20 protein-coding genes are annotated in these 25,396 nt (G+C 63.7%); 9 read left to right on the top strand and 11 right to left on the bottom strand.

All coding sequences use genetic code 11. The annotated features are described in order from the left end of the window. Positions 1-57: 57 nt before the first annotated feature. From ppsA to RLO07_RS12070, 5 genes are all read right to left on the bottom strand, one after another. On the bottom strand, positions 58-2,463 hold the full coding sequence (gene ppsA / locus RLO07_RS12050; RefSeq protein ID WP_462292402.1) for a phosphoenolpyruvate synthase: 2,406 nt from the start codon (positions 2,461-2,463) through the stop codon (positions 58-60). A 99-nt stretch (positions 2,464-2,562) separates the two neighbouring features. Beyond that, positions 2,563-3,612: a pectin acetylesterase-family hydrolase gene (locus tag RLO07_RS12055; RefSeq protein WP_462292403.1), complete on the bottom strand. Its 1,050-nt coding sequence runs from the start codon at positions 3,610-3,612 to the stop codon at positions 2,563-2,565. After that, positions 3,609-4,082 (bottom strand): Rid family detoxifying hydrolase, encoded by a 474-nt coding sequence (locus RLO07_RS12060; RefSeq protein ID WP_462292404.1) that lies wholly within the window; start codon positions 4,080-4,082, stop codon positions 3,609-3,611. The genes RLO07_RS12055 and RLO07_RS12060 overlap by 4 nt, the downstream gene beginning before the upstream one ends. A gap of 83 nt (positions 4,083-4,165) precedes the next feature. Beyond that, the gene (locus RLO07_RS12065) at positions 4,166-6,472 is read right to left on the bottom strand and encodes a TonB-dependent receptor (RefSeq protein WP_462292405.1); all 2,307 of its coding nucleotides are present in this window, start codon (positions 6,470-6,472) and stop codon (positions 4,166-4,168) included. A 186-nt stretch (positions 6,473-6,658) separates the two neighbouring features. Further along, positions 6,659-7,669 carry a zinc-dependent alcohol dehydrogenase gene (locus RLO07_RS12070; RefSeq protein WP_462292406.1) on the bottom strand — a complete coding sequence of 337 codons (1,011 nt, stop codon included), beginning with the start codon at positions 7,667-7,669 and terminating at the stop codon, positions 6,659-6,661. A 195-nt stretch (positions 7,670-7,864) separates the two neighbouring features. On the opposite strand from RLO07_RS12070, the gene RLO07_RS12075 reads away from it, so the two are divergent. Together RLO07_RS12075 and RLO07_RS12080 are read left to right on the top strand one after the other, a co-directional pair. Next, the gene (locus tag RLO07_RS12075; protein WP_462292407.1) at positions 7,865-9,763 is read left to right on the top strand and encodes a DUF3604 domain-containing protein; all 1,899 of its coding nucleotides are present in this window, start codon (positions 7,865-7,867) and stop codon (positions 9,761-9,763) included. Between the two features lie 43 nt (positions 9,764-9,806). After that, on the top strand, positions 9,807-10,682 hold the full coding sequence (locus RLO07_RS12080) for a phytanoyl-CoA dioxygenase family protein (RefSeq protein WP_462292408.1): 876 nt from the start codon (positions 9,807-9,809) through the stop codon (positions 10,680-10,682). A 17-nt stretch (positions 10,683-10,699) separates the two neighbouring features. On the opposite strand, the gene RLO07_RS12085 is transcribed toward RLO07_RS12080, so the two are convergent. Next, positions 10,700-12,697 (bottom strand): TonB-dependent receptor domain-containing protein, encoded by a 1,998-nt coding sequence (locus tag RLO07_RS12085; RefSeq protein ID WP_462292409.1) that lies wholly within the window; start codon positions 12,695-12,697, stop codon positions 10,700-10,702. Between the two features lie 187 nt (positions 12,698-12,884). Here RLO07_RS12085 and RLO07_RS12090 point away from each other — a divergent pair, with 187 nt between their 5' ends. Beyond that, positions 12,885-14,843, top strand: coding sequence for a flavin-containing monooxygenase (locus RLO07_RS12090; protein ID WP_462292410.1), 1,959 nt, complete (start codon positions 12,885-12,887; stop codon positions 14,841-14,843). A 76-nt stretch (positions 14,844-14,919) separates the two neighbouring features. Next, positions 14,920-15,783 carry an LLM class F420-dependent oxidoreductase gene (locus RLO07_RS12095; protein ID WP_462292411.1) on the top strand — a complete coding sequence of 288 codons (864 nt, stop codon included), beginning with the start codon at positions 14,920-14,922 and terminating at the stop codon, positions 15,781-15,783. A 99-nt stretch (positions 15,784-15,882) separates the two neighbouring features. Here the strand turns inward: RLO07_RS12095 and RLO07_RS12100 are convergent, their stop codons facing one another. Together RLO07_RS12100 and RLO07_RS12105 are read right to left on the bottom strand one after the other, a co-directional pair. Further along, positions 15,883-17,292: an FAD-binding oxidoreductase gene (locus RLO07_RS12100; RefSeq protein ID WP_462292412.1), complete on the bottom strand. Its 1,410-nt coding sequence runs from the start codon at positions 17,290-17,292 to the stop codon at positions 15,883-15,885. A gap of 18 nt (positions 17,293-17,310) precedes the next feature. Next, positions 17,311-18,612, bottom strand: coding sequence for an amidohydrolase (locus tag RLO07_RS12105; RefSeq protein WP_462292413.1), 1,302 nt, complete (start codon positions 18,610-18,612; stop codon positions 17,311-17,313). A gap of 273 nt (positions 18,613-18,885) precedes the next feature. Between RLO07_RS12105 and RLO07_RS12110 the strand changes: the two genes are divergently transcribed. The 4 genes from RLO07_RS12110 to RLO07_RS12125 are packed head-to-tail and all read left to right on the top strand — an operon-like array spanning position 18,886 to position 21,397. Continuing rightward, positions 18,886-19,146, top strand: coding sequence for a PepSY domain-containing protein (locus tag RLO07_RS12110; RefSeq protein ID WP_462292414.1), 261 nt, complete (start codon positions 18,886-18,888; stop codon positions 19,144-19,146). 9 nt (positions 19,147-19,155) lie between these two features. Continuing rightward, complete coding sequence (locus tag RLO07_RS12115; protein ID WP_462292415.1) at positions 19,156-19,287, top strand: response regulator; 132 nt, start codon at positions 19,156-19,158, stop codon at positions 19,285-19,287. Beyond that, positions 19,281-20,615 carry an ATP-binding protein gene (locus tag RLO07_RS12120; RefSeq protein WP_462292416.1) on the top strand — a complete coding sequence of 445 codons (1,335 nt, stop codon included), beginning with the start codon at positions 19,281-19,283 and terminating at the stop codon, positions 20,613-20,615. The genes RLO07_RS12115 and RLO07_RS12120 overlap by 7 nt, the downstream gene beginning before the upstream one ends. A 53-nt stretch (positions 20,616-20,668) precedes the next feature. Beyond that, positions 20,669-21,397, top strand: a complete 729-nt coding sequence (locus RLO07_RS12125; RefSeq protein WP_462292417.1) for an SIMPL domain-containing protein — start codon at positions 20,669-20,671, stop codon at positions 21,395-21,397. 14 nt (positions 21,398-21,411) lie between these two features. On the opposite strand, the gene RLO07_RS12130 is transcribed toward RLO07_RS12125, so the two are convergent. Further along, positions 21,412-22,146, bottom strand: a complete 735-nt coding sequence (locus RLO07_RS12130; RefSeq protein WP_462292418.1) for an anti-sigma factor family protein — start codon at positions 22,144-22,146, stop codon at positions 21,412-21,414. 17 nt (positions 22,147-22,163) lie between these two features. After that, positions 22,164-22,664, bottom strand: coding sequence for an RNA polymerase sigma factor (locus RLO07_RS12135; RefSeq protein ID WP_462292419.1), 501 nt, complete (start codon positions 22,662-22,664; stop codon positions 22,164-22,166). A 119-nt stretch (positions 22,665-22,783) separates the two neighbouring features. On the opposite strand from RLO07_RS12135, the gene RLO07_RS12140 reads away from it, so the two are divergent. Further along, complete coding sequence (locus RLO07_RS12140) at positions 22,784-24,418, top strand: S8 family serine peptidase (protein WP_462292420.1); 1,635 nt, start codon at positions 22,784-22,786, stop codon at positions 24,416-24,418. Here RLO07_RS12140 and RLO07_RS12145 read toward each other — a convergent pair whose 3' ends face one another. Next, complete coding sequence (locus RLO07_RS12145; RefSeq protein ID WP_462292421.1) at positions 24,419-25,357, bottom strand: surface lipoprotein assembly modifier; 939 nt, start codon at positions 25,355-25,357, stop codon at positions 24,419-24,421. Between the last annotated feature and the right edge of the window lie 39 nt (positions 25,358-25,396).

A 25,396-nucleotide genomic window follows, 5' to 3' on the forward strand; every position in this document is an offset into this window, starting at 1 on the left:
TCGTTCCAGGGCTGATTATCAGTGAAGCCCGATAGTATTTGAGCAATGTTCAAAAATCTACCCGTCGCCGGACTCCGCCGCTGCCACATGCACGCTGGCCCGAGCCACGGAATCGGGATTCAGGGAGATGGAGTCGATGCCGCAGTGCACCAGGAATTCGGCAAACTCCGGATGGTCGGAGGGCGCCTGGCCGCAGATGCCGACCTTGCAGCCGTGCTCGTGGGCCACCCGGATCACCTGTTCGATCATCCGTTTCACCGCCTCGTCGCGGGCATCGAACAGGCTCTTGAGTACCGCAGAGTCGCGGTCGATGCCCAGTACCAACTGGGTCAGGTCATTGCTGCCGATGGAGAAGCCATCGAAGCGCCGGGCGAACTGGTCGGCGAGAATCACATTGGAGGGAATCTCGCACATGACATAGACCTTGAGGCCGGCGCTGCCGCGCTCGAGGCCCGCCTCCGCCATCGCCTCCAGTACCTGGTCCGCTTCCCCCGGGGTCCGGCAGAAGGGGATCATGACAATGATGTTGTCAAAGCCCATGTCCTCGCGGGCGCGACGAATCGCCTGGCACTCCAGCTGAAAACCCTCCCGGTACAACGGGTGGTAGTAGCGGGAGGCGCCGCGGAAGCCGAGCATCGGATTCTCTTCTTCAAGTTCGAAGAATTCGCCTCCCAGCAGGCCGCGGTACTCGTTGGACTTGAAGTCCGACATGCGCACGATGACCGGTCGCGGGTACTGGGAAGCGGCGATCTTGGCGACGGAGCGGGCCAGTGTGTCCACAAAGTAGTCGGTCGGTTGCGCAAAGCCGTGATGGAGGTCGACAATGCGCTTTGCTACCTCCGGATCCTTGACCTTGTCCGGGTGTACCAGGGCCATGGGATGGACCCGGATCTGGCTGGAAATGATGAATTCGATCCGGGTCAGGCCGATCCCGGCGACGGGCAGTTGCCACCACTGCAGGGCGCCGTCCGGCAGTGCCGCGTTGATCATCAGTGCGGTTGTTGTCGCCGGCAGGTCCGCCAGGCTGATGGTCTCGCACTCGAAGGCGAGGCTGCCCTCATATACTTTGCCGGTTGCGCCGTCGGCGCCGCTGATGGTGATCTCCATGCCGTCGTGCAGCAGATCCGTGGCATTGCCGCAGCCGACAATGGCCGGCTTTTTCAGTTCGCGACTGACGATGGCTGCGTGGCTGGTGGTGCCACCGCTGTTGGTGACAATGCCGGCGGCCCTGCGCATGATGGGTACCCAGTCCGGGTCGGTGCGCTCGGTGACCAGGATAGCGCCCTCGGGAAAATGTTCGACATCATTCGGGGTTTCGACCACACAGACGGGACCGCAGGCTATGGCGCTGCCCACGCTGGAGCCCTCCAGCAGCACCTTGCCTTGCTCGGTCAGCTTGTAGCTCACCAGGACGCTGCGGTCTTTCTGTGATTCGATGGTTTCCGGTCGTGCCTGGACGATGAACAGCTGGCCGCTAGTGTCCTGCGCCCACTCGATATCCATGGGGCGCTGATAGTGGCGCTCGATGAGCTGCGCCCAGCGCGCGAGCTGCAGGACATCGCTGTCCGACAGTACCCGGCGGCGTTGCTCGTCAGCGCTGGTGGGGACAGTCACCGTTGCCTCGGCGCGCCCGTGTTCCCCCACACCCTCGTCTGCGGGCAGCGCATAGCGCATCTTGCAGAGCTTGCTGCCGACGGTGCTCTCGATCACCGGGTTCAACTCCGGCCGCTCCAGGAAGGGCTTGTAGGCCATGTAGCGGTCGGGGTTCACGGAGCCCTTGACCACGGTTTCCCCCAGCCCCCAGGCCGCGCTGATCAGCACGATATCCGGGAAGCCGCTCTCGGTATCGAGGGTGAACATCACTCCTGCAGCCGCGGATTCCACCATCTGCTGCACCCCGACCGACAGGGCCACCTGGTCGTGGGCGAAACCCTGTTCCTCGCGATAGGCGATGGCGCGGTCGGTGTAGAGCGAGGCATAGCACTCGCGACAGGCTTCCAGCAGGGCATCGGCGCCGCGGACATTGAGGAAGCTCTCCTGCTGACCGGCAAAGCTGGCCTGGGGCAGGTCCTCGGCGGTGGCGGAGCTGCGCACCGCCACCGGCATATCCGGGTGCTGCAGTTGCTCACACAGCGCCAGGTAGGCGCCGGTGATCTGCTCGCGCTGTTCGGGGGAGAAGGCGCCGGCGCGGATCAGGTCGCGGATCCTGTGCCCGCTAGCGGCCAGCGACTGCCGGCCCGCAGCCAGCTCCCCGAGGGCGTCACTGATGGGTTGCTGCAGTTCATTTGCGGTGAGATAGTCGTGGAAGGCCTGGGCGGTGGTTGCAAAACCATAGGGCACGGTGACTCCCTGCTCTGCGAGTTGCTGGTACATTTCCCCCAGACTGGCGTTTTTGCCGCCGACCTCGGCGAGATGTTGCAGGCCGACTTCGTTGAACCACAGGATGCAGTTGCTGACGGACACGGATAACCTCCGGCGTTATGGGCTTGTGCCTCAAGCATAGCCCAACCGGCGTCGCCGACATTGTCCGGGATCAAGCGATTGCGCTTCCGCGCTGTCGGATCAGCGACAGGCCGCGGGCTCGCCGCAGTGGACGTCTGCGACGTCCTCGCCGGCGATCAGTGCCCGCACCCAGTCCACGGCCCTGACGCCGGCGGTTTCCCGGCTGTAGAGTTCGCTGTAACGGAGCAGGGTATGGAATTCACCGGCCGCGACATAGGTACGCAGGGAAGGGATATCCGTCTGTAGCTCGGCGCGATTGGCATCGAGCCCCGGCAGCAGTTCCACCGGCTGCCCGAGCATCCGGTGGAAGTCCTCCTGGACCGCGTCATAGGCGTGGTCGAACTGGTGGAAACGCAGTGCTGGTGCGGCCCGGAAGGCGAGGCGATAGAGGTCGGGTATGGTCAGGGTCGCAGCCGTCTGATTGTCGGCGTTGTACCAGCCGGGCAGCGAGGCCAGCACGTTCCAGCGCTGCCACAGCAGGGTGGGGGGAGGCAGCCGGTAGCCGGCGCCGCCGCCGGCAAACTGTACCACGGCGGCATCCGGGTACTGGCGGGCGACGATGGCGGCAAACACCGGCGACGACAGGGCGCCGGCACTGCCCCCGGCCACCACGACGCGCTCCGGCGCGCTGAAGTGGGTAAACAGGTAGTCCAGCGCCGCCATACTGTTGGCCCAGCCGCGGTGGTGGATGGTGAATTCGCTGCCATCAGGGCGGGTGTAGCTGGCCTCGGCGGCGCCGAGGTGGACGTCACCGGTACAGTAGGAGACAAATATCTGGGACCAGCCGAGGAAGGGGTTTTCGGGGTTGTCCAGGGCAAAGGCGCCATCGTAGTGGCGGGGGTCGTTGCCGGCCTCGGTACTGGCGAAGGGGCGGTAACTGGGTTGGCCCGCAGCATCACAGGTTGCTGCCGACCAGCAGGCGCCGCCGCCGTTGAAGAACAGCATGACCTTGTCCGGATCGGCCCTGCGCACGTGGAACTTGTAGGGGGTCCCGGTTGCGCACAGGGTCTCGCCGCCCGGTGTTATGGTCTCCCAATCCTGGCCTGCCGCCGTGGTGGCAAATGCCAGGCCCGACAGGATCAGTACACTCAGCCCCTTGAGTCGACTCATTGGTCGCTGCTGCTGTCGACCGCGATGCATTCCACCTCTGCCCTGGCGCCGAGGCCGAGGCCGGTACTGCCGAAGGCGCTGCGGGCGGGGTAGGGTGGGGTGAAGAAGCTGCGGTAGACCTCGTTGAAAATACCCCACTCCGACATGTCTGCCAGCATCACGGTGCACTTCACGACATCACTCATGTCCAGCCCCTGTGTCGCCAATACCGCGGCGATATTCTCCATGGTCTGGCGGGCTTCCTCGCGGATCCCCCCCTGTACCAGCTCCATCGTGCCGGGTTTGACTCCCAGCTGTCCCGAGAGATAGTAGGTATTGTCGACCCGCACGGCTTCGGAGAAGGGCAGGCTTGCGGGCAGCACGCCGCTGCCTCCCAGGTATTCCACTTCGCTGGCGGATGCCAGTGCCGCTGTCGCGGTGAGGACGGCGGCAAATACGGCGGTGCACAGACGGCTCGAAGAAAGGGACATTGTGTTATTCCTGTAGTCGATGGCAAGAGTGCCGATGCCCGCGCGGCGCTGCGGGCATCGGCCTGGAGTGGCTGGGCGCTTCCTCAAAGGAACCTGTAGGAGACCTCGACACCGTAGGTGCGCGGGTCGCCGGGGAAGTTGGCGACGGTACCGAGGAAATCGGAGGTCCAGGTCTGGTCATACTCCTTGTCGAGGATATTGCGCCCCCACAGGTAGATCGACCAGGATTCTGCTTCCAGACCGATACGCCCGTTCAGCAGCGAGTAGCTGTCCACTTCGCCCCAGACCAGGCTGCTGCCCGGACGGGCGAAGGACACGTTGTCCTCGCTGGAATAGAAGCTGTCGCTGTAAGTCCAGTCGACCCGGGTGACCAGCTCCGCATTCAGTGCTGCCAGCGGCAGGTTGTGCTGCACCGCCAGCGCCGAAGTCCACTCCGGTGCGTCGGGAAGCTTGTTGCCGGCCAGGTCGGCTCCCAGCCCCGCCGGGTTGCGCACGCTGGCGCCGCCGGGGAAGGAGTCGAACTCGGCGTCGTTGTAGCCGATCGCGGCCTGCAGCATCAGGTTGTTGGTCGGGTAGTAGGTGATTTCCGCCTCCAGCCCGCGGGAACTCACTTCAGCCGCGTTGCGGATGGTGATGGCAGAGGTGTTGTTGGCCAGCTGCACGAACTGGTTGAGCTGGTAGTCCTCGAAGTCCATCTGGAAGGCCACCAGGTTATAGCGCAGGCGATTATCGAGGGCGGTGCCCTTGAGGCCTATCTCCCAGGCCTCCACTGTTTCCTGGTCGAAAGCAATGCCATCGCTGAGCGCACTTTCGGATACGAAGTCGACGTTGAAGCCGCCGCTCTTGAAGGCCTCGGAATATTTTACATACAGGTTCGTATCCTCACCCAGCGCATAGCTCAGGCTGATCATGGGGGAGAGGTCGTCGTAGTCGTTCTTTTCCTGGAAAGTGGCCACGGTCTGGCCATTGACGACCGGACCCACAGCCACCCCGAAGATGGCGGCACCCGGTACCTGCAGGGGAACGGGGGAGAGGTCGACAATGTCACCGACCAGGTCGAAGTCGACCTCGCGCTCCTCGTCGGTATAGCGCAGGCCAAAGCCCAGGGTCAGGCGCTCGGTGAGGTCGTAGGTGCCGTTGATGTAGGCCGCGTAGCTGCGGGTGTCGACATCGGCGAAGGTGCCTACCCCGGCGCCCGCGAAGGCGGCACCGAAGGGCGCCAGCGGCGGTGCCAGCCCCTGGAACACAATGCCGATATCCGAGCCAATGGTCACCTGGCGGCTGGAAACTGCCTTTTCGTCGTAGATAAACAGGCCTGCGACATACTTCAGGCGCCCGCTGTCCGGCGAGAACAGCTGGAACTCCTGGGTGGTCTGCTCATAGGCATCGGGATAATTCAGGAACAGCATGTCGTTGAAGGAGTGATCGGTGTCCTGCTGGCGCTCGATGGAAGTGTCACGGTAGGCGGTGATCGACGTCAGGTTGTAGTCGCTGCCCAGGTCGACATTGACCGTAGCGGACAAACCCCAGATCTCCCGCTCCTCGTTGTTGTCAAAGTTGTTGTCGATGTTGAAGCGGCCGGGCGACGCGGTGTTGGGGACGCTGCCGGACCAGTCCGAAATTGCAGCCCCGAAAAAGGAGACGCGCTCGGATTCCAGGTAATCGCCGGCGATGTTGACGTCGTAGTACTCGCCACCAAAGGCGAACTGGCCGCGCATGGAGGTGCCGTCGCGCTCATTGTGGCGGGTGCCGGTGGTGACGTTCTTGATATAGCCCTCGCGGTTGTGGTCAACGATGGAGAAGCGCGCAGCGGCGTTGTCGCCCAGCGGCAGGTTGGCGATCGCCGACACGCGGTAGGAGTCATAGTTGCCCACCTCCCCGGTGACCAGCAGTTCCTGCTCCTGCGAGGGCTTCCTGGTGATCATGTTGATCGCGCCGGCAACCGTGTTCTTGCCGAACAGGGTGCCCTGGGGGCCGCGGGCGACCTCAATCCGTTCCAGGTCGAGGATATCGACATTCTGGGCGGGTGACTGGCCCATGTAGACACCATCGACGTAGACACCGGCGCGGGTGTCGAAGCCGATGTTGCGGGTATTGGCTCCGACCCCGCGAATGCGCACCGCGGTGGTGCTGTCGTTGCCGCCGGAAATGCTCATGTTGGGGATGAATTCGGCGACTTCGCGCATCTGTCGGACACCGGTCTTCATGATCGCTTCGCTGCCCATCACGGCGATGGATATGGGCACATCAGTCAGGCTCTCGGTACGTTTCTGGGCGGTGACCACCACTTCCTCGAGCATGCCGCCGGCGCGGTCCTGGGCGGTTGCATTGACCGATACCACCAGCAGGGCTGCGAGTGTCAGACGGAATGTGTGCAGCGGTGTTTTCATGGGATTCCCCTTGTATTGGTTTTTTTTGCTCATGCGGGTAGCAAGATGTTACCTCAGCAGGGGAGGCGCTGGCTTGTCTAATCTGGCTACGCCGGTGCAGTCAGCGCAGGTACTCGCCGTGGGGGTCGCCATGTTGCTGCTGATGGAGGCGGGCAAGGCGGTCCAGCGCCGCCTTTCGGCTCCGGGCTAGTTGGGAAACGTGATCATCACCTTGGCGGAGCGCTCCTTGTCCCGGGCGGTGGCGAAGGCCTCCATGAACCGGTCGAAGGTGTAGCGGTGGCTGATCATCGGTTCCACAGCGAGTTTGCGGGCGATCAGCGACTCCAGCACGTCGTTGAATTCGGTCGGGTAGGCCAGCGAGGTGGTGAAGGTCATTTCCTTGGCCAGTGCGGTCTGGAAGTCGACGGGCACCGGTTCATGATGTACCGCGATCACCACCAGCTTCGAGTGCAGCGGCGCCATGGCGATGGCATCGGGGATGACCCGCGCGGCGCCGGAGACTTCGATGAACGTATCGGTATGTACCACGGGCCATCCGTAGAGGGTGCCCGCGCCATGTGCCTCGCCCAGGCTCTGGCGCACATCCACATTGGCGGGATTCAGCGCGGCCTTCGCACCCAGGGTGCGTGCCCGCTCCAGGCGCTGTTCGGACATGTCGAAAACCACGATATCCTCAACCCCGCGCTGGCGCAGGAACAGTATCACGCCGAGACCGATGGGGCCGGCGCCGAACACGGCTACGCGACTGCCGGGTCCGACCCCGGCGCGGTTGACGCCGTGCAGGGCCACCGAGAGCGGTTCGGTCAGGGCAGCTTCTTCGAAGGACAGGGAATCGGGGATGGGAAACACATGCTCGCCCGGGGCAGCGTCCCTGACCAGCAGGAAGTCGGCAAAGCCTCCGGCACCACCGGAGCCGATCATGTTGGATTCAGAGGTGGGGTTGACCACGACCCGTTGCTCCAGCTCCAGGTGGGTCACGTTGTTGCCGATGGCAGCGATGGTGCCGGACAGCTCATGTCCCAGCGCCATGGGTGTATCCGAGGGGCCCAGCATGCCGCCGACCGCAGCGAAGCTGAGATCCGTGCCGCAAATGCCACAGGCGGCCAGACGGATCACGACGTCATTGGGGCCGGGCACAGGGTCGGGAACGTCGTCGATGCGGAGATCGTCGGGTCCGTGCAGCATGATGGCTTTCATAACTGTTCCTCATGAGCTCCCTGGGGGCATGTGAGCCAATATGTGTTGGTCGCAGGGCAAATACCACCGGCTGCTGCGGCCGGGACCGAACCCCGGCAACCTTTTTCGCAGCCGGTTCAACGTTTCAGCCCCGGACACTTTGGGCCGCAGCGCTTGCGAGAGTATGTTCAGGGAACACTAACGGAGTCAAAAACGTTGCAAGAACCTGAGCGACAAAGTCACCGCATATTGGCTGCCGTGTTGGCAGTGCTGATTCTGGCGGGCTGCGGGCAGCCGGGCACTTCGGCGCCTGGGGGGCTGGCGGAGCCTGCTCCTGCAGATGAGGTGCAAGTGGTGCCCAATGACCCACCGGCTCCCCGTTATCCCGAGCACATTGCGCTGTTCGGCGAACTGCACATACACACCATGAACTCGCCCGATGCCTTCATGATGAATGTGCGCGTCGGGCCCGAGGAGGCCTATCGCTATGCCCGCGGGGAGGCCATAGCGCATGTTGGTGGCGGCAAAGTCCAGCTGGGCCAACCGCTGGACTTTATTGCCATCACCGATCACTCCGAGTACATGGGTATCCTGCCGCAGCTGTTTGACCCGGACAGCGAGCTGGCCTCCCTTGAGGTGGCACAGGCCCTCACCTCGGGCGATGGCGCCCGGCGTCACGAAGCGCTGCTGGGTGTATTGATGACCATGGGCGAGGGCAAGCCGATTCCGGACCTGGTCGAACCTGAATTGCGGTACGACATCTGGCAGCAGTACGTAGAGCTGGCGGACCGCTTCTACCGTCCTGGTGAGTTCAGTACGCTGGTAGGTTACGAGTGGACCTCCGCCGGCGGTATGGACGAGGTCAACCTGCATCGCAACGTGATCTTCCGCAGCAGCAAGGTGCCCGACAAGCCCTTCTCCAGCTTTGACAGTGTAGATCCCCGGGACTTGTGGCAGTGGCTGGACGAGCAGCGCTCACTGGGGATCGAGGGACTGGCGATCTCGCACAATTCCAACCTCAGCAATGGCCTGATGTTCCCGGATGCCGTCGCCTTTGACGGTGAGCCGCTCGATGCCGCGTATGCCGAACTGCGCCAGCGCAACGAGCCGCTGGCGGAGATCACACAGATCAAGGGCAGCTCCGAAACCCATCCACTGCTGTCTCCCAACGACGAGTGGTCCGGTTTCGAGATCCTGGGGGATCTGCTGGGCGGGCGCGGCACCGAAGGCAAGGTCCAGGGGAGCTATATCCGCGATGCCTGGCTGACAGGGCTGCAGCTGGAGGCCGCCGCCGGCTTCAATCCCTACCGCTTCGGTGTCATCGCCGCCAGCGATGGCCACAACGCCACCTCGCCCGTGGAGGAAGACAACTATCATGGCAAGATTGGTGTGGCCGACGGCACCCCGGAACAGCGCCGCGGCGGCAGTTTCATAAATGTGGAGCACGTCAAGTACAGCGCCTCGGGACTGGCGGGTGTCTGGGCCGAAAGCAATACCCGCGAGGCGATCTTCGACGCCCTGGCGCGGCGCGAGGTATTCGGAACCAGTGGCCCCAGGATCAAGGTGCGGTTCTTTGGTGGCTGGGGGTGGCCGGAGAATATCCTCGAGCGACACGATGCCGTCAGCCTGGCCTATGCCAAGGGCGTGCCGATGGGCGCGGACCTGCCCGATCGCGCTGGCGCGAATACGGCACCGCAGTTTCTGGTCTGGGCGATGAAGGACGCGGCCAGTGCCTGGTTGCAGAGAGTACAGGTGGTCAAGGGCTGGGTTGAAGCAGGCGAAAAGCGGGAGCGGGTGTATGACGTCGCCTGCTCCGATGGTCTGGAGCCGGATGCCGCCTCCCATCGCTGTCCGGACAACGGTGCCCAGGTGTCGCTGACTACCTGTGACATTTCTCGCGACAAGGGCGCCACGCAGCTGCAGACCCTGTGGCATGACCCTGATTTCAACGCTGCACTGGCGGCGTTCTACTACGTGCGCGTGCTGGAGAACCCGACCTGCCGCTGGAGTACCTGGGACAGTCTGCGGAACGACTTGCCGCTTTCGGAGTCGGTGCCACCGACCTTGCAGGAGCGAGCCTATACTTCTCCGATCTGGTATCGGCCGCAGGGATGAAGGCATTGCGCGGCACCATCTGTGGCAATAGGCGGGGGCGAACATGAATGCTATGGCACTGTTGCGACTGCCCTCCGAAGAGGAGGTCACCGCCTTCTGGGAGGACGGGGTAGTCTGCCTGCGCGGTGTACTGGACCCGGGTTTTGTTCTGGAAATGGCCCCCGCGGTCGACCGTCTGGTACAGGAGTCAATCGGCGGCACCATGTATGACATGTCTGCGATGGGAGCGGAGATCGCCAGCACAGGCGGCGATGTGCTCACCGACGGGCGTCAGGGTCGGGGCCGCTTCGTTTCCGGCACTGATCACTGGCGCGTCGATGCGGACTGTCGGGCTTTTGCCCTGAATCCCTCGATCGGCGAGATCGTTGCGCGCCTGTTGCGCTCGCACAAGGTCAACCTGTGGGAGGACAGTGTGCTGGTGAAGGAGCCGGATACGGCGGAGCGCACTGCGTGGCACCAGGACCTGTCCTATTTCCATGTCAGCGGCGAGCAGGTCTGCACCACCTGGATTCCGCTCGATGTCGCCGATGCCGAGACCGGGGCCATGAGCTTTGTGCGGGGCTCCCATCGCTGGCAGGGCCAGTACCGGCCCAACTGGTTCGTCTCCAATTTGCCGATGCCGGGCACGGAAGGTGAGGTGATTCCGGACATCGAGGCTCTGGCGGCCGCCGGAGAGGTGCAACTGTTACAGTTTGACCTCGGCCCCGGTGACATGACGGTACATCACGCCCGCACCCTGCACGCCGCCGGCGGCAACCTGAGTTCTGACCGCAGGCGCCGCGCCATCAGCTTGCGTTATTGCGGTGATGATGTGGTCTATCACTTCCGCCCGGGCGCGCCCCGCAAACCCCACCATGAATTCGTTCGCGAGGGCGATATACTCGACAGTGCCGACTGCCCGGTGGTCTGGCGCGCCTGAGGGTCCCTGTCCCGGTATCAGAGCTGGTAGCGCAGTTTCAGCCAGCCCTGCCGGCCCGGCTCATTGACCCGGACGGCCTCCGGGTTGAAAGGATCGGCGTTACCGGCATTGACGTGATAGGCATAGGCGCGGTCGAACAGGTTCTCAATCCCGGCCTCCAGGATAAGGCTGGCGCCGAGATTCCAGTGCCCGTACAGGTGCAGGACACCGAAGCCTGGAGTCGGAGCATCGACATCCACCGCCGGGTTGAAATTGCTCTGGCTGGCCGAGGCCACCCACTCGGCTCCCAGTGCCCAGTTGCCGCGCTGGTAGTCCAGGTTCAGGCGCGCTTCCAGCGGGGCGATCTGGGCCAGGTCGCCGTTGTCGCCATGGCCGCGGGTCCAGGCGAGGCCCAGGCGGGTGCGCAGGTGGTCGCTGACCACCAGGCTGGCGTCGATCTCGCTGCCAAACAGGGTGGCATCGCTGTTGCGGTACAGGTCTGCGCTGCCGGCCCGATAGCGTTCGATATGGTCGTCCACCGCATCGACGAATACGGTGGCGCTCCATTCCAGGCGACCATGGTCTCGCACCAGGGTCAGGTCCAGCTGTTGGTGGATCTCCGGATCCAGGTCGGGATTGCCGACCCAGAAATTGCCGCCGGCGCTGCGGGCAATCCACTGTTCGGAACTGTCCGGCGTGCGCACCGAGCGGCTGAGGTTGGCGCTGAACAGGGTTAACGGGTCGATCTGCCGGTCCCAGCCCAGCACCGCGCTGAGCCCCAGGTCATCTTTGCGAGTGTCATTGGTGTTGTAGAACTGCTGATAGAGTCGCGCCGGTGTGGCGCTGCCCATCATGCCGGCGCTCAGGTTTGCATCCTCTGCCCGGGAGTCATGCTGGTCGAGGCGGAGGCCCAGGCGCAGTGTATCCCGCGCATTGAGGCGGTGATCCAGCTCCGCAAACAGGCCGGCCTGACGCTGTTGGGCATCGGGCCACATGCGTGCCACCAGCATGTCGTAGTCGCCGTCCTTGCCCTGGTCCATGTACAGGTCGGCGTTGCGGTCGTTGGCGCGGTAGTCGACGCCTGCTCGCCACTCGCTGTTCCCGGTGAGAAAGGTGGCCAGCAGGCGACCGCCCCAGGTCGTGGAGGAGGAGGGTGCCGCCATGCCGGCGGGCTGGGTATTGCGCTCGCGTACGGTATAGTTGTCCATCAGGTGGTCTACATCGCTGTAGTACAGGGTCAGCTCCACCTCGTCCGCGGCCCCCAGGGCCTGCTGCACCCACTTCACGCTGGTGCTGGCGGACTCGGCGAAAACTGCGTCCATGCCATTGCCGGCATACCAGACATCCTCTTCATCCGCGCGCTCATGGCTGAATTCAAGGTAGCTGCCGGGCAGCAGATCGATGCCGGCAACGATGCCCAGGGTTGTGGAATCGAAGGCCGAGGCGACCTGGTCGCCGTTGCCGTCTTCGTAGTTGTCGGAGTGCTTGCTGGCGCCAAACAGGCGTACGTAGCCGCGCTCATTACCGGCCGCGACATCCGCCGCCAGGCTTTTCAGATCCGAGTTGCCGGTATAGCCGCTGGTGACCGAGCCGGCCAGGCCGCTGTCGTTCAACTCCGGACGCAGGTGTTCGAACAGGAGGGTGCCGCCGCTGCCACCGGCGCCGTAGATCACTGAGCGGTGGCCCTTGATCACCGAAACCGAATCGAAGCTGTCGACCCCGACATAGGTGCTGGGCGGATCCATGCGCCCGGGACAGGCACCGTAACTGAAGGCACCGTTCGCAATCACGTTGAGATTGCTCTGGCTCTGGCCGCGGATGATCGGGTCGAAGCCGCGGCCGCCCCGGCGCAGTGCGGTCATGCCGGTCACCGAGCGCAGCAGTTCACCGGCATCGTGGGTGGGGCGTGTTACCGGCGCCTCGCTCAGCAGCTGGCCCGAGCGCGGTTCCGCGCGGGCGGTGACTTCCACCAGTTCGATGGCGAGGTCATGGCCTGTGCTCAGGGGACTGACGACGGCAAGAATCGCTGCCGCCATGGCTCCGGGTATCCGTTTGCTTCGCTCCACAGGATCGCTCTCTCTTTGCGCTGACAGGCTGCGCATTATAGGGAGCCACGAGCGAGCCGGGATGTGACAAATTGGCGCACCTCTCACCCAAATGAGGGAGGACAGTCCTGCGCCGGGCAGGCACTATAAGCGGACGATAATAATGGAGTGTTTGCCAATGGTGTTGCCTCTCGCGCCCCAGCTGTCCCCGATTACCGAAAGTCGCGACACTATTGCAGGTTACCTGCAGGAACTGAACACCGCCGCCCTCATCATGTCCATCGTGCACATGACCGGGGACACCGGTATCCTCCAGCAACTGCCCGGTCCGCGTACCCTGGATGTGGTGGCTGCGGGAGCCGAGGCCGGTGAGGAATTGCTCGAAGGCGGCTATACCGCTGCCCAGGTAGAGTTTGTGCGCGAGCAGGCGCTGGCAGCCATAGCCGACTGGCAGGCCCGCGATGGTCAGTTGCCGCCGCTGACCCCGGCGACCATGGACGCGCTGTACCGCTTCATGTGCGGTCCCGACGTGGACGCGGAATACCTGGAATTCATCAATGAGGAAGTGGCTCTGGACGGCGTCGATCGCCGCGGCCTGCAGCTTCAGGACCCGGCGCTGAGGGCGCGCGCGGCGGAGTTCCCGGTGGTCATCATCGGTGCCGGGATGGGTGGTATCCTGGCGGGTATACGCCTTGGCGAGGCCGGCATCCCCTACACCATTATCGAGAAAAATCCGGGGGTTGGCGGCACCTGGTACGAGAACCGCTACCCCGGCTGCCGGGTCGATGTTCCCGGCCACAGCTACAGTTATTCCTTTGCCCCCAACCACGACTGGAGCAGTCACTTTCCCCTGGCCGACGAGATCCGGGCCTACTTCGACAGCTGCGCCGAACGCTTTGGGGTGAAACCGCACATCCGCTTCCAGACCGAGGTCGTGGCGGCGGCATTCAGGGATGCCAGCGATGACTGGGAGGTGCGGGTCAGGGGCGCAGATGGCCACGAGGACGTTCTGGAAGCGCGGGCCGTGATCAGTGCCGTGGGGCAGCTGAACCGGCCGAAAATGCCGGAAATCGTCGGCCTGGAGCAGTTTCAGGGGCCGCTGGTGCACTCGGGTGCCTGGCCGCGGGGTCTCGACCTTGCCGGCAAGCGGGTGGCGGTGATCGGCTCCGGGGCCAGCGCCTTCCAGATCATCCCGGAACTGGCGCAGACGGCGCAGGGGCTCTGCGTGTTTCAGCGTTCGCCGGTATGGATGTTTCCCAACCCGGCGTACCACTCGGCGGTTGGCGAAGGCCAGCGCTGGGCACTGGAGAAGTTGCCCTACTACTCCAAGTGGTACCGGTTCTGGCTGTTCTTCACTTCGGTGGAGGGTGTCTACGACAAGACCCTGGTGGACCCGGACTGGCACAGCACCCGCTCCGTGAGCGCAGCCAATGATGGCATGCGCGAGTTGCTCAGTGCCTGGATCGAGTCACAGGTCAGGGACCCGGAATTGCTTGCAAAGGTGTTGCCTTCCTATCCTCCTTTCGGCAAGCGTATCCTGCAGGACAACGGCACTTATCTGGCTGCGCTGCAGCAGGACAATGTCGAGGTGATCACTGCGGGGATAACGTCGGCAGACGCCACCGGACTGGTCACGGCGGATGGTACCCACCACGCGGTAGACGCCATCGTCTGCGCCACCGGCTTTTACGCCGACCGTTTCCTGTTTCCGATGCATATTACCGGCCGCGATGGTGTCAGCCTCAACGGGCAGTGGTCCGGAACCAATGGTCGCGCCTATCTCGGGATCACGGTCCCGAACTTCCCCAACCTGTTCTGCATTTACGGGCCCAACACGAATCTGGTGGTGGCGGGGAGTATCGCCCACAACGCCGAGTCCCAGGTGCACTACATTCTCGAGTGCATCGGGCTGCTGCTGGAGCACAATCAGCGCACCCTGGAGTGCCGGCAGGAGGTGCATGACGACTACAATGCCCGGGTCGATGCGGTGAATGCGGCCACTGCCTGGGGTTCACCGCTGGTGGATAACTGGTACAAGAACGAAGCGGGGAGGGTGACCGCGAATCTGCCGTTCAGGATCATTGACTACTGGAAAATGACCCATCGGGTTGAACCCGGGGATTTTCTGATTCGCTGATACCGCCGCTGCAAGCAGTGCCATGGAGTGGTTTCCGGTGCCACAATAACGAAAAACAGGAAAGGAGAACAAGGCCATGCATCTGGGCTTCAGTTTCATGAACACTCCCCACGACCCGGACCCGCGCGAGCTCGCCCGGGCCCTGGAAGAACGCGGTTTCGAGTCACTCTGGACCGGTGAGCACAGCCACATTCCGGTTTCCCGCAAGACGCCGTATCCGGCCGGGGACGAGCTGCCGGAAGCGTACAAGTTGATGGGAGATCCCTACGTTACCCTGATGGCCGCGGCCGCGGTGACCACAACCCTGAAACTGGGCACCGGTATCGCCCTGTTGATGGAGCGGGAGCTGTTTTCCCAGGCCAAGACCATTGCCAGCCTTGATCGCCTGAGCGGAGGCCGCCTAATGATTGGCACCGGCGTGGGCTGGAACGAGGAGGAGTTCGTCAACTGTACCCGCCAGCCCTGGGAAAAGCGCTACGGCGTGATGCGCGAGACTGTCGCTGCCACCCGTGCCCTGTGGCGCGACGATGAGGCCGAATACCACGGTGACTACATTGATTTTGATCCGGTCTGGTGCAACCCGAAGCCGGCCCAGGCAGGAGGTCCGCCGGTCATTTTTGGCGCCATGGGGCCGCTCGGTGTAAAACACGCAGCCCAGTGGGCCGACGGCTGGATGCCAGTGGATGTGGCCATGGGCGATGTCGCCACCTCGATCACCGCCTTCCGCGAGCAGGTTGCCGGTAACGGGCGCGATCCGGCGGCGGTGCCGATTACCCTGCAGACCCTGATCACCCCGGACCTGGATACCCTGAAGCGCTATCGCGACATGGGCATTGAGCGGGTTGTCATCGGTGTGGCGGTGGATATGTGGGACCAGCCGGAGAAGATCATGCCGATGATCGACCGCTTCGCGGAGCTGATACCGCAGCTGGCTACCTGAATACGGCCGCTCGCGCGCGGAGCGGCCGCAGCAAGCTTCAGTCCGCGGATAGCATGAGCAGCAAAAGAAGAACGTGACGCATAACAATCTCACGGTAACTCATGACAGGATCTTGCCCGGGTTCAGGATCCCTTGCGGGTCCAGTGCCTGTTTGAGGGTGCGCATCAGGTCCAGCTCGGTTTCCGAGCGGCTGATGCCGAGGTAGGGCTTCTTCTCCAGGCCGATGCCGTGCTCCGCCGACACCGAGCCGCGGAAGGGGGCGAGGGGCTGATACACGGCCTGCTCCACCACCGGCCGCAGTCGTTCGTAGTCCGCCAGTGGCACCTGCACGCTGAGGTGGAGGTTGCCGTCGCCCAGATGGCCGAAGATCCACAACCTGTGCTGCTCCAGCTGCGCCGCCAGGCTGGCGGTCAGAGCCCGGGTGTACTGTTCCATTTCCGTGATCGGCAGGGATATGTCAAAAATGATCGGGGCGCCGCCGTTGAGAACCTGGCCGACATCGTCACGCAGGGCCCAGAAGGCCTCGCAATCCGCCTCGGATTTGGCGATCACCGCATCTGCCAGCAGGCCCGCCTCCCAGGCACCGGCCAGACAGCGCTCAAAGCGCGCCGGGTCCAGTTCCGGATCGGCTCCCTGGCTTTCCACCAGCACGTAGAAGGGGTAGTCCTGTGGAATAGGCGGCTTGCCGGCGGCGGGTGGACTGGTGACCAGCGTGTAGAAGTCCTGCCACATCACTTCGAAGGCAGAGAGGGTGCCGCCCAGGCTGCGGTCCATGTGGCGCAGGAACTGGCTGACATGGCTGAAACTGTCCAGGCCGACAAGCGCCATGGAGTGGGTCAGGGGTTGCTCGCGCAGGCGCAATACCAGCCGGGTAATGATCCCCAGCGTACCCTCGGAGCCAATGAAAAGCTGCTTCAGGTCATAGCCGGTATTGTTCTTGAGCAGGGGATTCAGCGCCGATACCACGGTGCCGTCCGCGAGTACCACTTCCAGCCCCAGTACCATGTCCCGCATCATGCCGTAGCGGATGACCCGGTTGCCGCCGGCGTTGGTGGCCGCTGCACCGCCCAGGGTTGCGCTACCACGGGCACCGAGATCCAGCGGAAACATGAGCTGGTGGGCCTCGGCGGCTTCCTGCAGTCTCTGCAGTGCCACGCCGGCCTGGACGGTGGCCGTGCGTTGTTGCGGGTTGATGTCTTCAATGGCACGCAGGCGTTCCAGGGACAGGATGACCTGGTCCGGGCCCGCATCCGCGCCGTGCACCAGTCCGGTGAGGCCCCCCTGAGGCACCACGGTGACAGCATTCTGGTGACACCAGCGCAGCACCGCAGCGACCTCCTCGGTGCTGCGCGGGCGCACCAGTGCAGCGGCCTGCAGGGTGTCGCCCCGCCAGATGCCGGCCGGCCGGGTTGCAGTTTCCGCAGCGTCCAGTACCGCGGCCGGATCCAGCAGGGTTCTCAGTGCGGCGACCACATTCCCGGCGGCCGCATTGCCGTCACGCACGTTCATCGCGACTGACCTCCCTTGCTAGAGCCTCTGTCCCGGGTAATCCAGGGCAAAACCCACCAGCGTGCGCACGCCGACGATGAGGGCTTCTTCCTGGGCGGTGAAGAAGGGCGAGTGATTGGAGGGGCGTTCTTCCCGGGGCACCGAAGGGTCACCGACCCCCAGCATCAGGAACAGGCCGGGAATTTTCTCCTGGTAGTAGGAAAAATCCTCGGCGCCGGTGATCAGGTTGCGTTCCAGGACACGATCTTCCCCGGCGGCCCGCACCAGGGTTGGCATCATGGTTTGCAGCAGTTCGGGATGATTGCCGGTAACCGGCGTCGAGCCCGTGACGGTCAGCGTGGCGCTGGCACCATTGGCTTCGGCGATGCCGGTCACCGTGGCTTCCAGCCGCTGCAGCAGGCGCTCGCGCTCCTCCATGTCGAACGTCCTCACCGTGCCCAGCATGGTCACGTCGTCGGGAATGATGTTGCCGCGGACGCCGCCCTGGATGCTGCCAATGGTAACCACCGCAGGACCCCGGGTGATATCGACATGGCGGCCGGGAATTCCCTGCAGTGCGGCCAGGATTTGCCCCGACACGTAGATCGGGTCTACTCCCAGCCAGGGAGAGGAGCCGTGGGTCTGGCGCCCGGTGACCTTGATCTCGATGCCATCCGCGGCGGCCATGAAGCTGCCGCTGCGATAGCCCAGCGAACCGGCATCGTCGGGCCACACATGCAGTCCGAGAATGGCCTCCGGGGCATCCGGTCCGTCCAGAACGCCCTCGCGCATCATCAGCTCGGCGCCGCCCTCTTCCCCGGGTGGCGCGCCCTCCTCGGCAGGCTGGAAAATGAACTTTACCGTGCCGGCAAGCAGCTCACGGTTCTGGGCCAACACTTCTGCGGCGCCCATCAGCATGGCGACATGGGTATCGTGGCCGCAGGCATGCATCACCGGGACTTCCCGGCCCATGTATTCCCCTCGCGCCCGGGAAGCGAAGGGCAGGCCGGTCTGCTCCAGTACCGGCAAACCATCCATGTCGGCGCGCAGGGCAATCACCGGGCCCGGCTTGCCGCCGCGCAGGGTGCCCACGACACCGGTATGGGCGATGCCGGTTTCTACCTCGTCGAAGCCGAGACCATTGAGGTGCGCCGCGACCTTGTCCGCGGTTCGGAACTCCCGGTTTGATAGTTCGGGATTGGCGTGCAGATCCCGGCGCCACTCAATGACGCGGGGTTCGACTGCCGCGAAGGCCGATTCCAGCTCGGCTTGACCGTCGGCGACGGCGCCGGCGCTGACGACGACGAGAGCCGACAGCAGTTGGGTAAGTTTATTGCGCATGCTCGATCTCCTGTGTGGAATTCGAGTGTAGCGCGAGCCTGCCGCCGCGCCTAGGGGCGCCCGGCTAGGGGCGCCCGGCCAGGGGCGCCCGCCGTGTTCAGCCTCCGTTCAGCCAACGGCGCTTATGCTTGGATTTTTCGGTGACATTGCCGGCTCTCGCCCAGGCCCTGCCCAAGGCGGTACTATCTGCCATACTTGCAGCAGAGGCCACTGTGGCCACTGCCCGGGTTCTGGTCGAACTGCCGCCACCGGATTGATATCCCGAGGACCGCCATGCATCACAGGATTCTGGTTGTTTCCCTTCTCGCATTGTTGCTGACAGCCGGCGCCGGTCTGGTCGCGTCGCAATTGGCATTGGCACAACAGGGCAAGCCCGCGGCACAGCAGGGAGGGCTGACGCCCAGAGAGGCCGCGGCCCGGGCCCAGGCCAAGCACGGCGGCAGGGTATTGGCTGTCTCCCGCAAGGGTGAGGTTTACCGGGTGAAACTGTTGCTGGATTCAGGCCGCGTGATCACCGTGACGATAAAGGGCTGAGCCTTGCGCATGCTGATCGTGGACGATGATGCCCGCCTGTGTTCGCAGTTGGCGCGCCATTTTCGCGCAGTGGGTTGGGTGGCAGAGGAGGCAGGCCGCGGTGCGGGCTATCGCTTCGTGCTGAGCCCGCAGGCATGGTGACGCCCGGTGTCCACTCTCTCGCCGCGCGCCTGCTGCTGGCCAGCGCCGTGCTGCTGCCAGTGTTCCTGGGTACAACCGGCTGGTACCTGGAGCGCAGTCATCGGCTCAGCATAGAAGCCGCCCAGGCGGAGCGCCTGCATCTGCAGCTGCTGGCGCTGTTGGCCCAGGCTGAGTTTGAAGACGGTTTGAAGATGCCGGAGCGACTACTGGAACCTCGTCTCAGCCAGCCCAATTCCGGTCTCTACGCTCTGATCAGTAGTGGAGATGGCGATCTGTTGTGGGCGTCAGCCTCGGCTCTGACCCTGAATCCAGCGGCGGTGCTGGCTGCCATCCCGGCCCTGACCCCCGGCACCCGCGACAGCGCACGCTTCAACGGGCAGGTACGGGTATCCCTGCAGGTATTGTGGGAAACCGGGGAGGGTGAAGATGTACCTCTCAGGTTTACAGTGCTGGAAACCACCGCCCCCATAGAGGTGGAGGTGGCGCAATATAGGCGCAGCCTGTTGCTGTGGCTGGGTGGCTCCGCCTTGTTGCTGCTGGGTTGCCAGGTCGTGATTATGGCCTGGGGGTTGCGGCCACTGCGGGAACTGGCGGCGGAGATTGCCAGGATTGAAGCGGGTGAGGCGCTGTTGCTGCAGCGGCCTTATCCCCGCGAGATTCAGACCCTCACCCGCAATCTGAACACATTGCTGCAGGGAGAACTGCAGCGTCGCGAGCGGGTCCGGCGTACCATGGACGACCTGGCCCACAGCCTGAAGACACCGCTGGCGGTGATTCGGGCGGCGGACCCCACCTCGCACGACTATCCCGATTTGATTGCGGAGCAGACCGACCGCATGGAAGAGATAGTTTCCTACCAGTTGCAGAGAGCCGTGGAAGGCGGCAACCGCTTGTTGCAGCTGGTTGCGGTGGAGCCGGTATTGCAGCGCCTGCGCCGCAGCCTGCTGAAGGTCTATGCCACGCGCAACCTCGACATCCAGCTACTGGTAGAGCCCGGCTGCCGCTTTCGCGGCGATGAGCGCGATCTCATGGAGATCATGGGCAACCTCATGGACAATGCCTGCAAGTACGCGGCTCACCGCATTCGCATCAGTGCCGCAGGTGGGGGCGATCACCCGCTGGATATCATTGTCGAGGACGACGGTCCAGGCGTGGCCCCGGCCCTGCGCGCCGCTATCCTCCAGCGCGGCTTCCGCGCCGACAGCCGGGGCGAAGGACAGGGCCTTGGCCTGTCGGTGGCAGTGGACATCGCCGCCAGCTATTGTGGCAGCCTGAGTATCGACAGTGACGGGCTCGCCGGCGCCAGGGTTCGCCTGCGCTTTGCCTGACGGTTTATCCCACCACGGGCCCTGACCCGCAGACCCACCAAGGAGTACCTGCAATGAAGACAACCATACCGAAGACCCTGGGCTTGTGCGTCCTGCTGTTGTTGGGCGCAGCCGTGCATGCCAGTGACGGCAGCCCGCAGCCGCAGATCCGGGTGACCGGCGAGGGGCGGGCGATGCTGGTGCCCGACATGGCGATGCTGAACCTGACCGTTACCCGGGAGGGTGCAACTGCCCGCGAGGCGCTGGATGCCAACTCTACGGCCATGCAGGAAGTGCTGGCCGCCATGCGCAATGCCGGTATCGGCGAGCGCGATCTGCAAACGGCCCAATTCTCCATCCAGCCCCGCTATCGCCACCATCGGCCAGACGCCTCGGGCCAGCAGGAGCCGCCGGAGATCGTGGGCTATACCGTGAGCAACAGTCTGGTGGTGCGGGTTCGCGAGTTGGAGGAAGTGGGCGCGATTCTGGACCGGTCGGTATCCCTGGGCGTGAATCAGGGCGGCAATATCCAGTTTCTGAACGACGACCCAGCGGCCGCCCTGGAGCAGGCGCGGGTTGCGGCTGTAAAGGATGCCCTGCAGCGGGCTGCCACCCTGACCGCGGCGGCGGGGGTAAAGAGCGGGCGTATCCTGGAAATTGCCGAACAGTCCTCCCAGCCGCGACCGATGCCGATGGCGCGGGCAGAAATGATGATGTCGGCGGATGCCGGTGCCGTGCCCGTCGCCGGTGGCGAGAACACCTACAGTGTGACGGTCACCGTGACCCTGGCACTGGAGCAGTAACGATGAGGGCAGGCTTATTGCCAGTTGTTGCTGATAAGCCCTGCTTCCTCGCCGGCGCCTGCCGCATCGCCTGCTGCATGCTGTTCTATGAAGTTGGCGATGCGATTGCTGTCGTCGGTGCTGGCCGGCCTGTAGGCCACCTCTTCGGCGCCCGGAAGTAGTGTCTGGGTGACCGCGACACGGGTCTCCCAGACGCCGTTGTCGCGACAGGCGACCCCGCGCACAGTGCGGCTTTCGGCTGTCAGGATGTATTCCCGGCACCAGCTACCGTCGCGGCCAGGGAAACTGAGCACCGCGCGCAGCTGGCGACCATCGGCCAGGCTATCCCAGCCTTCGGCGCGGGAGGGATGGGCTTCGAGCGCCGCGGTCAGCAGGGCATCCCCGCTCTGTTGCGGTAGTTGGCGCTGCCACTGGGGCGCCAGTAGCAGGCCCGCGATCACTGCCAGGGAGGCTGCTATGGCGAGGCCCTGGCGGGCAGCAGTGCCCGGGAGCCTTGCCAGGCGGTGCGGTACGGAGCGAATACCGGAGGGCTGGGGCTGCAGCAGTTCGCGGATTCTTGCCGGTACGGGTTTGCCGTCCGCCGCGGCCCGGGCGACCTCCTGCAGCTGTGTCTGCAGGGCCTGCAGGGCCGCCAGTCGTGCCCGCAGATCGGGCTCCTGTGCCAGCCGCTGCTCCAGAACCGTCGCCACGGCAGCGTCGAGCTCGCCGTCAATGTAGGCGGACAACAGTGCCAGATCCCGATCGTTCATAGTCCCATCCACGTGCATTACCATTCCGGCTCCTCCCTGTTCTTCAGCAGCTGCGCCCGGGCACGGGCGATGCGGCTCATGATCGTGCCGACAGGCACCTCCAGGATGTCCGCAGCTTCAGCGTAGCTCTTGCCTTCCACCGCCACCAGGGTCAGTGCCAGGCGCTGTTCCGGCGGCAATTCCTCCAGCGCCGCGGCTACCATCTCCAGAGCGCGTTCGTGCCCTGCGCTCTCTTCGGCCGACGGTGCCTCGTTGCTGTCCCAGGCCATCTGCTGGGGGTAACGCTGGCGGACATCCCGCGACCGGAGTTCGTCGATCCAGGCATTTTTGCAGACCCGGTAGGCCCACTTGACCGCGTCTGCATCAGCAGGCATGCCCTTCTCCAGGACCCGCTCCACCGTGACCTGCAGCAGGTCATCGGCATCCGCAGCTGACCCGCTCAGCGACCTGCAGAACCGGCGCAAGCTGCCAAGTTCTGCCAGTAGAAGTTCTCGCTGTAAGGTGCTCAGCGATGGCATAATGATCCTGTTACTGGAGATGACGGTTAACTGCGGGATTCTATTCCATTTGCTGGAATTATTCGCGCTATGATTCGTCTTAACTGTAAAAGGCGTTGCTGACGCCGGGGGTGAATAGCGTGCCACAGTCAACCGGATTTGCATTCCACTTCATACCTGGGAAGTCCTCCCTGCGCCAGCGCCTTGCGCTGTTGGCGGCAGGCCTTGCTGCCGTCCTGCTCCTGACCCTGTCGCTGCCCGTGCAAATCGCCCATGGCCAGGTGCCATGCTGTCTGGACGACTCCGAGATTGATGAGCAGATTGAAGAAGACATAGAAGAGGATGTGGCGGAGGAGGTCGAGGGTCGCGTAGACCAGGCTGTTGGTGAAACCATCGAAGATTCGATCGAGGAATCGATCCAGGACACGATAGACGAGTCTGTGGAAGCGACGGTCGAGGAGTCGGTTGCCGATACCGTGGAAGAGTCGGTCGAGGAGTCGGTTGCCGATACCGTGGAAGAGTCGGTGGAGGAGTCGGTTGCCGATACCGTGGAAGAATCGGTCGAGGAGTCGGTTGCCGATACCGTGGAAGAGTCGGTCGAGGAGTCGGTTGCCGATACCGTGGAAGAATCGGTCGAGTTCACCGTCGTCGATGCAATCGAAGAGCGGCTTGAAGCCGAGATAGACAGTGTGGTCGATGAGCTTGAAAGCCAGCTGGAGATCGATGAGGCGCGTATCAATACCCGGCAATGGCTGGTCATGGCCGAACCGGAGGTGTTCGACGAACTGGCGGTCAAGGGTTATCTGTTCGACCGCGTCACCGATCTGCCCGGTATGGGGCTGGTGCTGGCGGAGGTGGAAGCCCCATCCAGTTTCGAGATCTACGATGTCCGCGAGGGTGTGATCGATGTTGTCGGCCGCGGGCGCGCCGAGGTGGACCTCAATCATGTCTACACTGCCGGTGCCCCGGTGCGACACTCGGTAGAAGGCAGCACTCCGCGCTCGGTCCTGCGCTTTCCATCTGACACTGATGACATGCCCCTGCGCCTGGGCATGATCGACAGCCTGGTGGATACCGCACACCCGGCACTCAGTGGCGGCAATATCCACAGTGAAGCGTTCGCCGGCGACGGTGCTACCCTGCCATCCGCCCATGGCACCGCGATCGCTTCCATCTTCGTTGGTCAGGACCAGAGTTACCTGGGTCTCGCACCGAAGGCGGAGTTGTATGCCGCCGCCGTGTTTGAGCAGGACCCCGGTCGCGGGGAAATCGCCAGCACGGTCAGTCTCGTCCGGGCTCTGGACTGGCTGATGTCGTCCGGTGTCAATGTCGTCAACATTTCCCTGGCCGGGCCGCCCAACCGGTTACTGGAGAAGGCGCTGGATCGTGCGGCACTGCGCGGGGTGGTCACCCTGGCGGCGGCCGGCAATGGCGGCCCCATGGCCAAGCCGATGTACCCCGCGGCCTATCCCTCGGTGATCGCCGTCACGGCCGTTGACGCCAACGGCCGCATCTTCCGGCTGGCCAATCGCGGGGACTATGTTGATCTGGCTGCTCCCGGCGTAGGTCTGCTGCATGCGCGCTCCGGCGGGGGTTATGCGACTTCATCGGGCACGTCGTTTGCTGTGCCTTTCGTGGCCACTGCCGCCGCCCGCATGCGGCTGTTGACGCCGCTGGAAGATATCCGGGCGGCCTTGATCCGGAGTGTGCAGGACGAAGGCTCTCCCGGCAGGGACGATACCTACGGCTATGGCATACTCCGCTTTGCGGGGTGATTACCAGCGGTAGATAAAACGGGTTCCAACGACCCCCTGTTCGTAATCGCTGACCGGGAAATTGGATTTGTAGTCGCTGTAGCCGGCGTATACCTGCAGTGCGCTGTGAGTGGACAGTGGATATTCGAGATCTGCCTGCCAGCGATGGCGTTCATCACCTCGCTCTTCACCAGCGCCAGTGCCGATACCTGGAGTGATGCCGCTGTAGTCCCGCTCCTCGTAGCGATAGGCCAATTCCAGTTTCAAAACCCGGTTCTTGAAATCAATACGGCGTATGTAACGCAGTTTTGCGGCATGGGCCTGGTAGTCCAGGCGTTCCAGATTTGCGTGCTCGGTCCTGAATCGGTAACCGATGTTGAAATAGCTGCGCAGACCGCGGGCAAAATAGTATAGATCCAGCTCGCCGGTGTGGGTCCGGGCATCTCGTTCAGATCGATCATTGATGCGTTTGTCAGCGAAGATATAGGCGGCCCGGGTGAACACTTTGCGGTTGATGAAGCCTGATAGCGAAGGTGATACCCGATACAACTCCAGGAAGCCCTTGCCGTCCAGCAGCGAGTTGACATAGAACAGCGACAGTCCAGTGTCCAACGGTTGCATCTTCACGCCCAGATTGGCACCCAGGATGTGAGTCTGCCGGTCCAGCCGCGAGAACTCCTGGAACATGTCCTGGCTGAAGTCGTAGCTGAGCCGCAGGTCGGTGTCCCCGGTGAAGTGCTTGCGCAGGCCCACTTTGCCGTCCAGCGTCAGTGCATGGTCGCCCTGACGAATACTGGTATCGAGTTCGTCAATGGTGACGTTGGTGTCGTACTCTCCGCCAATGGCGAGTTCTGCCGAGTAGGTGGTTGGCGGTGGCGCCTCTTCTGCGTTCACATAGAGTGGCGCAAGGCCCAGCGGCAGGACAGCTAGCCTGGAAAGGATGGAGCGGGGCCATGGCATGCCAAGCTTCCTGATGGCAGTCGAAACGGAAACCGGAGA

Source organism: Haliea sp., assembly GCF_040221975.1.
Classification (GTDB): Bacteria; Pseudomonadota; Gammaproteobacteria; order Pseudomonadales; family Halieaceae; genus Haliea.